The following is a 245-nucleotide window of genomic DNA, read 5'->3' on the forward strand; positions in this document are numbered from 1 at the left end:
GAGCGGTTAGTGCGTGTTTGAGAGGTATAACCACAGAACACAGCAAAAGTATCAGCCTCGTTATTCACAGAATAAAGTGCGGTTACTTGGGGCTCTGATTCTTCAGTTACATCGGCATAAGTGCTTTCAATATTAATCTCCACTGAGTTTGCATCCCTACTTAGCGGTTTACGACTATGCATTAAGACCGGGCCGCCAACTCCACCTTCATCTAAACGTGCCTCTGGCGATTTATACACTTCCAC

At 45.3% G+C, this 245-nt stretch carries 1 protein-coding gene; it reads right to left on the bottom strand.

Going from position 1 to position 245, the window contains the following annotated elements:
* The coding region (locus CWB76_RS19815) for a hypothetical protein (protein ID WP_138609784.1) at nucleotides 1-245 on the bottom strand (245 nt) is incomplete at both ends.

Origin of the sequence: Pseudoalteromonas sp. S1609 (assembly GCF_005887255.1) — a bacterium.
Taxonomy (GTDB): Bacteria; Pseudomonadota; Gammaproteobacteria; order Enterobacterales; family Alteromonadaceae; genus Pseudoalteromonas.